Origin of the sequence: Alteromonas sp. 07-89-2 (assembly GCF_013113925.1) — a bacterium.
Lineage (GTDB): Bacteria > Pseudomonadota > Gammaproteobacteria > Enterobacterales > Alteromonadaceae > Alteromonas > Alteromonas macleodii.
Genome location: NZ_VTYM01000052.1, coordinates 1 through 8,075, shown reverse-complemented (window position 1 = coordinate 8,075; position 8,075 = coordinate 1). Strand labels below are relative to the sequence as shown.

Below are 8,075 nucleotides of genomic sequence, written 5' to 3'. Positions count from 1 at the left end.
ATAACAAGGCGCTTAAGACCACTCCCTTCGGTCGCTCGGACGCATTTACGCGGGGCGGCTTCGCCATTATGCCCCACGCAACTGCGCCGCTTAGCTTAATGTTAGAAGGCGTCAGCCAAACTGCGTTTGCTTAATTAAATAATCAGTTCAACTACCCTCACCTGTTTTCACCAGCATCGCTTTAGCTTTTGGTAGTTTTAATGTCACCGCATTAACTTCAAAGGTTGCGCATTAGGCGCTTTACCGCCAAGTTCTTATTTACCGCTAGTAAGCGCCAATGCGTTTGGCAGTTCAAATGGCGGCTTGCTTCAGTCAAATCAAAAACATCACTGCGCTGTCGTTTTACTTGTTTGTGTTAATAATCAATCGTATGCTGACTTCATTAGTTTTTAATAAGGCCAAAGGGACAGGCTCTGCTTCTAACAAAGCGCTCAAGTTCACTCCCTTCGGTCGCTGGGACGCTAACATGTGGGCTGACTCACTTCGTTCGGATTTTAGCCCACATGCTAGCGCCCCTTAGCTTAAAGTTAGGTGCTTCAATGACATTCAAACCACCTTTCTATGAACAAATACTAGAACTCGCTTTGACCATGACCAGCGAGCCTTCTAAAAAGGTTTACTGGGAAGCGCACAATAATCTAAGAGACATCTGCGAAACACACAAAAACTCAACTCTGGATCATCCGTTTCAGTGGGAAACTTTGGCTGACTTCACCATTGACAGTGGGGAGCAGTTAACTGCGTATTTTGTGGCTCTTGAGTTAGCACAAAAGTACGAATTACTTGAATACATTGAATCAGTTGCTACGGAAATCTCAGAGATATATTTGTCGCAAAGTGACAAAGGCCATGCATTGACTTATTCTAAAATCGCAAAGGATGCCAAGCTAGGGCTGCAATCAGAAAAGGTCAATTCAAGGATTGTTTAAACACGCACCTAACAATCGCATAAACTCGCTCGCAAGCTCGCTGGGACAAAAATACGTAGGCTCCCTTCGCTTCGCTCGGTATTATAGCCTACGTATTTTTGCCCGTTATGCGGGCCGTTATGTGCCAAAATGAGTTAATCAAAACGTCCAAACATCAGTAAAAGGAATTATTATGAGTTTGAAACCGTTCCCAAATATAAAGCCTAGAAACCTAGGCTTATTGTTATTTATGGCTCGTATGCTCACTTATTTCGGGGTTGTATTAATTGGTATAGCAATAGCAATAATTGCTGCCACGCTCTTCAATTATTTATTTTCAACACCACCAATAAGCGGCAGTACAGAGATTTATAGTAATGGCCTCAATGGGATTAAAGGCGGTTTCCTTATCATTGCTGCTGGCCTTTTTGTCATTGTGCTATCAAACATCTTCGCAGCAATTGTGTCTTGGGAAAGCTCGCTTTCAAGCGAAAAGCATAATGGCACATAACAAAAAAATTAAGTTCGCCCGCTGCACGGGCTGGGACGCAAACATGCGGGGCGGCTTTGCCATTATGCCCCACATGCCTGCGCCCCTTATTTAAAAGTTATGTACTCCTATGAGACTTCTCTTAATTTCAATACTTTGTGTCTTTCTTTTCTTTCCCGCGTACTGGCTATTTCATTATTTCGTCGGCCCCAATTGGGGTTCAGGAATAGCGGTTGTTTTATGCTGGCTTGTACTTCCGTACCTTTTACTTAAAAAGTGGGCTTCAACAAGAAGCAGAATATTTATAGTAGGCAACTATTTACTAGCCATAATTGTTTTAGCGCTTTCAATGTGGGTTTTATATAAATGGTTGTTTGTTGGTGAAGACCTTCAAGGTTCTGTTAGACTTCTATTTTTGTATATTTTTGCTGCTGTGTTTTACTTAGCTCAAGGAAGAATGCCTTATCAAAAAGAAAAGGAGACATCGGATGGAGAGAGTACATAACAACTCAATTAACTCACTCGCTTCGTTCGCTGGGACGCATACACGCAGCGCGGCTTCGCCATTATGCCCTACGTGCCTGCGCCCGTTATTGAAAAGTTAGGTGAACAAGGATGTCTTAATGAAATCAGTACCATTTACAGATAAATTTGAAAAGCTATTTGATAATGAAGATATGTTGAGTATGTACAACATACCTGATGAATCAGCATGCCTGTTGAAAGCCCATTTGATTTTAGAAGATCTCATAACACTTTATTGCAGCAAATTAAGTGATGTTGAAGATTTATTTTCAGGTGTCTTCGTTCCTTTCAAAACCAAATTAGTAATTTCAAGAAATATGGGATTGCATATTGACGCATACAAAATCCTCGACAAAGTAAATGACATAAGAAATAAGTTTTCCCATAGAAAGAGGCATAAACTTGAGGATTCGCAGGTAGAAGGGCTCAGAGTACAAGTAAATTCATTTCTAGCCGACGCTAATATTACCCCATGCGAAGAATTCAAATTATCAGTAAAAGGCAAAGATCAACATGGAACACCTAGCGAGAAGGTTCATGATTGGACATCTTCCGAACCAAGATTGAAGTTCATCATTCTTTTTATAAACTTAATGGTTAGGCTTGTTTGGTGGATACAAAATGAGTTTAAAGGCAAAAATATTGATTACGCTATGCTGCCTATCAAGTTCACCTAACAAACCAAGCAAGCGGGACAATTACACGTGGGCTCCCGTCACTTCGTTCCGTATTATAGCCCACGTGTAATTGCCCCTTCTTGGGGTGTTAGGGGACAAGGAAATGTTAGCAGGCGTCGCACAAGCAAACAAATTTTATGAAGAAGTCGCAGCGACTCAAATAGTTTGGTTTGGTTGCCTCCCAAACGAAATACTCTTAGAGTTTGATGTTAGTGACAACAAAGTATCTTTGCCACTGTGGTCTTCCAAATCTAGAATCGAGAGGCTTAAAAAACTGAATCCTGAACTGCTCGGAGACGTAGAAGCTCGAAGTGTTAGCTGGGCACAATTTAAGGAGAATTTCTTACCTAACTTACAGGATGATGAGAAAGTAGTTGGGATAAACCTTTCAGGGAAAAACCTGACCGGCATAGACATTCCAGCATCAATACTAGTTAAGCAAATAGAGGCATTTGGGTAATGTCTCCTAACAAAAAAATCAAGTTCGCCCGCTGCGCGGGCCGGGACGCAAACATGTGGGCTGCTCACTTCGTTCGGATTTTAGCCCACACGTCCGCGCCCCTTATTTAAAAGTTAGGTGTTTAATGGATTCATATCACAATCTGATAGTAAAAGTTCTCGATAACTTTAGACACTTGAAATTCGATAAGAAGCACGCTTGGCATCTAACGCTAGTCACTTTGTATTGCTCAATTGTTGAATACTCAGACACGATACTTAAATTGAATAAAGAAGATAAGAGTATTGGGTTACCTTTAATAGCAAGAGGTTTGCTAGAAGCTTACGTTGATCTGAAAAACTTAAGTGAAGATAAAGCATACGGTTACAATCTAGAAGTTAATTATTTAGCTGAATGGCTAAAAGTTGCTAAAGAAGCAGGAACATTGAAAAATCCATTTCTAAAAGACATAGGTGAAGCCAAAGAGTTCGGAGAACAAGTCGAGGAATGGGAGTCTGAACTAGTAAAAATGAAGGAAAATGGTGCTAACAAATTAAATCAATTTCAAAAATTTGACTTAGCAGGAATGACTGATGAATATCGTTCCATATACAACTTCTTATGTGCTCACTCACATAACAATAAGCGCTCTCTGTTTGAACGCTTCTTTGTATTAAATGAGGATAAAACTGATTTTAAGTTGGAAATGTTCAGGGAGTCTGAAACAGGCGAAAACCAAGAGTATCTAGATATAGGTGAAGAATACTTAATGTTAAGTAGTCAAATTATTCATAGAGTTCTAGAAACAGGCTTAGAAAGCGAGTTTAAAAACACCTAACAAACGCATCAACACTCGCTGCGCTCGCTAGGGACAAAAACTCGTAGGCTCCCTTCGCTTCGCTCAGTATTATAGCCTACGTATTTTTGCCCGTTATGCGGGCCGTTAGTTACCACTCGGAAGTTTGAGCCTAATTACAGCAGGTATTCAGTCAGAGGTAAGAGCGTAAATGATAAATAAAGGTTTTCTGTTGGCCGCAGTTGTTATAGGAATTTATTTCTTAATGTCTGCAATTAACTTCCGGTTCGGCTTGCCGACTACGGTAGTGCAAGTGGTCACAGTAATTTGTTTCCTACTTTTTATAGTGATATTTGTTGTAAGTTTATTTTCTAAAAACAAGAAGCTCTAACTACTGTTATGCAATTAAACATGCGGTAACTAACAAACCAATATAGTCGCTCACTGCGTTCGCTGGGACACAAACACGTAGGCTCCCATCGCTCCGCTCAGGATTTTAGCCTACGTATTTGTGCCCCTAATTGGGGTGTTATACGCAATAAGGATGTTGTTGAAATATGAAATGCCCTAGAACTAGAACCCCTCTTAAAAAAGTGAGTGTAGGAAAAGTTCCTGTATATATCAGTGAAACTTGTGGTGGCGTGCTTTTCGAAAACCAAACGCTAAAAAGTTTTGAATGCCCAAATGACAAACGGGGCAAGGCTTTAGCAACCCATTTAAGTCAATTCCATAGTGAACTTGCTGATCTGAAAGAAAGAGTAAGCTGCCCTTTATGCATTGATACAGTTATGCTCCGTAGGTTTTACAGCCCATTGCACGCAGTAGAAATAGACGAATGCCCTGGATGCGGAGCAATATGGCTAGATACTGGTGAACTTGAAAAACTTCAGTCATTAATGCTTAGCGAAAAAGATCGCGCAACTCTTCGTCATGAGTTAATGAAAGAGCACGAGCCAATACAAATTAAAGGAACTCCTCACAAACATGACAACTGGAACCGCCGTAGCGATAAGATAGATGCACTTTTTGACATTGCTTCATATATCACCAGGGGGTGGTAGTATCACTGCGTATAACAACACGCTATTGTCACTCACTTCGTTCGCTGGGACGCATACACGGGGCCGCTTCGCGATTATAGCCCCGTGCCTGCGCCCCAAAGCTTAAAGTTATACCGCTAAAAGGATTTTATGAACCCGAGTGTTAAAAGCAAAATTCCACTAGTGTTTCTGATCATCATTTCGATTTGGTGGTGGTATTATTACGCGACTTCAAATGCCCTAAACGAATATGGAAATGCCAAATATGAGTGGCTATTTATGCTAGACGCACTATTAGCACTTCCAATTTTGTGCTTTCTTTGCGAATCAGATAAACAAAAAGCACTTTTAAAAGCGGCAATTTTGTGTAGCACTTCCGTGTTCATAGGAAGCCTTGTAATTCCCGAACAAAACAAAGTCATTTTCCATTTCCTTGAAAGTGGTCGTTATTTTGTCATAGCCATCATTCTTGTGTTAGAGCTCGTAGCAATAGTTACGGTATGTTTAGCCGTTCGCGCTGCGCTTGCGAACAAAGAAGATCCAGATTTAGCAGTAGCAAATCCTATCGAGAAAATTTTCGGTTTTTCGCTGTTCAGCTCAATTCTAGCAATTGAAGGACGCGTCTGGAGCTTTGCACTTTTTGCTTCCCAAATAGAAAGTAACGCATATCGTGGCGAACAACATTTTTTCTACGATAGAAAGGATGACGCTCAGAGTAACTTATTTGGCTTTATACTCCTCATCATTATCGAAATGCCACTTGTCCACTTACTCCTTCACTTTTTATGGTCAAGCGTCGCCGCAAATATCACAACAGGACTTACACTCTTCGGGCTTATATTTTTCTTGGCAGAATACAAAGCTGTTGGTAAGCGCCCCATTTCAATTCATGGGAAAAACTTAATCATCCGTTACGGACTTTATGCACCGTTAACCATACCGTTAAAGGACATATCTGAAATAAGCCCAAATAATTCGTTTGTGAAGCGTTCGCGTGACGTCAAACGGTTTAACTACTCTGGTGTTCCGAATGTTGTTATCAAACTCTGTTCACCTATTAAGGGAAAAACGAAAATTTATTTGGGTGTTAACTCGCCAGAAGCTTTTATCATCACCGTTAATCATGCAAAAATCGCGGTATAACAAACACATTAAGGCGCTTCGCTCGGATTTTAGCCCACGTGTTACTGCCCCTTATGTGGGTGTTGGTATGACTCCCTTTGTCAACCCTGAACGAGCGTATCCCTGACATTCTTTCAGTCCATAATTAGCTTTGTTTCTCACTTAAAATAAATGAGCTAACGCACCGGATGAGGCAGTAATGTCGTCGGTTAGTATGCTGGTATTCGTAGGTTACTCATTCGTTGAATGAGCAGTGCTGACCTTACATGTTCCGCCGTAGCACCTTCTCATCAGTCTATGCTCGTGGGTCAATCACGATTAAGTGATTGCCATCATAACGCCCTCGTAGGTTGTGCCACATCCCGCGGCCTGATCCGAGTGCGTTAGCTCAAACTCGTTTATCATGCAGGTACTCGGCTCAGTCTTAGTTTTGGATTAACCGGCGTGAGTACCACTTCCTTTGCAATGGCCCATATGTAAGCCGCCACCTCCCTAGCTATCGCGGTAATGATTAAATTGTAGTGTTTACCTTTTTTACTCATACGCTGATAGCGTTTGCACAGACGCAATTGTGCTTTCCAAGCAATATCGACGATGTCTTTGGGTAAGCCTTCTTGCCTTAACTGTAATTCGGTAGAGACATTCGCTGGATAGCGATAGCTGTGCGCACCTTCAATTAGTAGACGCCTTGCTCTGCCGTTACCTGCTTTGGTAATGGCACCTAAGTGACGTTTACCACCGGAGGATTGTTCGCTGGGCACTAAACCTAAATACGCCATGAGTTTTCTTGGGTGATCGAAGCGGTGTAAATCACCAAGCTCTGCCACCACACCAACGGCGACTAGCAATCGAACGCCACGCATAGCCTGAATAGCCTTCACCACAGGATAATAACGCCACTGGTGAACGTGATGAGTTAACTCATTGTCGAGCCTTTCTAGCCGGCGAATACGCTCTTCTATGGTTCGCAATTGTTCCTGCAAGACAATTTGCTGGGCAGGATGAGGCAATATGAGTTCGGTAAGCCAGCGCAGATGCTTCTTGGACCAATTGGCCGTGCCTTCGTAACGAATGTTGTTGCGAAGCAGTAAGGCTTTAAGCTGATACTTGGCTTCTTTTAAATCCTTCATTGCTGCTTCACGGGCTCGGGACAAATCTCGAACTGCTTCATCCTCCGGCTCAGGCACATAGATGGGTGTAAGGTCTTCAGATTTTAGTGTCCTAACGAGTTTAAGCGCATCCCTGCGATCGGTTTTAATTCGCTCCCCTGGCTTTTTAGGGATAAGAGATGGAGCCACGACATAGCAACAATGTCCCAAGCTCGTAATCAGCCGGTAAATCCAATAACCACACGGTCCAGCTTCATAAACAACGTGAAGCGTTGCGCCAGGATATTTGGATTCAAACTGGCGGAGCAGCTTCTTTACACTGACCTTAGACGAGGGAATACGCCCATAATGAACTGGTGTCGCTCCACGCTGTTCTTCACAATAAGCAACCTCATGAAACTCTTTATGCGTATCCAACCCGATAAAAATCATGCTATGTTTGTTCATGCTAGCCTCCAAATTGATTTAGTATTGAACAAACTAATTATGGCTCTGGCTGAAAAGTTAACCCACGAAAATGCGGAGGCTAGCATTTCTCAGGGAGTCATTGTGTCTATGTGCCGCTAGACTATGCCAAATTTAAAAATTAAAGCTGAATTCGCATCAAGAGAAAGAAAGTTCTTAACGGCTTTGCTTATTTTCGCTCTACCTTTTGCCGTTGTCGTGGTTATCAATTCTTTTTCATCTACATACATAAATCCCGGCTTTCCTTTCGTCATCATGGTGCTGGGTTTTATGTTTGCTACTTATAGGTGGTATCGATGTCCTAAGTGCAACTCGATACCGCGTGCTTTAGGAAACCCTGGGGTGCAACTGTTTGCAAAAAAGTGCGGAGAGTGTGGAGCTCAACTAAGGTGAAAGCATGTAACACATATGAGCCTCCGGGCTGTCAATGAAAAAAGATAGTCCTTTGACCACTATTTCAAGATCAATACCGTTGCCTTTTTAGAACTCGTTTACTTCGTTTGT

General features: G+C 42.0%; 8 protein-coding genes. 7 read left to right on the top strand and 1 reads right to left on the bottom strand.

The window, feature by feature from the left end; genetic code table 11:
- Positions 1–539: 539 nt before the first annotated feature.
- From F0261_RS19420 to F0261_RS19390, 7 genes are all read left to right on the top strand, one after another.
- Positions 540–929: a hypothetical protein gene (locus tag F0261_RS19420; protein ID WP_171338707.1), complete on the top strand. Its 390-nt coding sequence runs from the start codon at positions 540–542 to the stop codon at positions 927–929.
- Positions 930–1,101: 172 nt separating this feature from the next.
- Positions 1,102–1,419 carry a hypothetical protein gene (locus F0261_RS19415; protein ID WP_171338706.1) on the top strand — a complete coding sequence of 106 codons (318 nt, stop codon included), beginning with the start codon at positions 1,102–1,104 and terminating at the stop codon, positions 1,417–1,419.
- Between the two features lie 602 nt (positions 1,420–2,021).
- Positions 2,022–2,600, top strand: a complete 579-nt coding sequence (locus F0261_RS19410) for a hypothetical protein (protein ID WP_171338705.1) — start codon at positions 2,022–2,024, stop codon at positions 2,598–2,600.
- 103 nt (positions 2,601–2,703) lie between these two features.
- Complete coding sequence (locus F0261_RS19405) at positions 2,704–3,060, top strand: DUF2750 domain-containing protein (protein WP_171338704.1); 357 nt, start codon at positions 2,704–2,706, stop codon at positions 3,058–3,060.
- Between the two features lie 124 nt (positions 3,061–3,184).
- Complete coding sequence (locus F0261_RS19400; RefSeq protein WP_301338836.1) at positions 3,185–3,877, top strand: DUF5677 domain-containing protein; 693 nt, start codon at positions 3,185–3,187, stop codon at positions 3,875–3,877.
- Between the two features lie 551 nt (positions 3,878–4,428).
- Positions 4,429–4,896 carry a zf-TFIIB domain-containing protein gene (locus tag F0261_RS19395; RefSeq protein ID WP_367613875.1) on the top strand — a complete coding sequence of 156 codons (468 nt, stop codon included), beginning with the start codon at positions 4,429–4,431 and terminating at the stop codon, positions 4,894–4,896.
- 162 nt (positions 4,897–5,058) lie between these two features.
- The gene (locus F0261_RS19390; protein ID WP_249922674.1) at positions 5,059–6,018 is read left to right on the top strand and encodes a hypothetical protein; all 960 of its coding nucleotides are present in this window, start codon (positions 5,059–5,061) and stop codon (positions 6,016–6,018) included.
- Between the two features lie 380 nt (positions 6,019–6,398).
- On the opposite strand, the gene F0261_RS19385 is transcribed toward F0261_RS19390, so the two are convergent.
- The gene (locus F0261_RS19385; RefSeq protein ID WP_171338701.1) at positions 6,399–7,553 is read right to left on the bottom strand and encodes an IS110 family transposase; all 1,155 of its coding nucleotides are present in this window, start codon (positions 7,551–7,553) and stop codon (positions 6,399–6,401) included.
- Between the last annotated feature and the right edge of the window lie 522 nt (positions 7,554–8,075).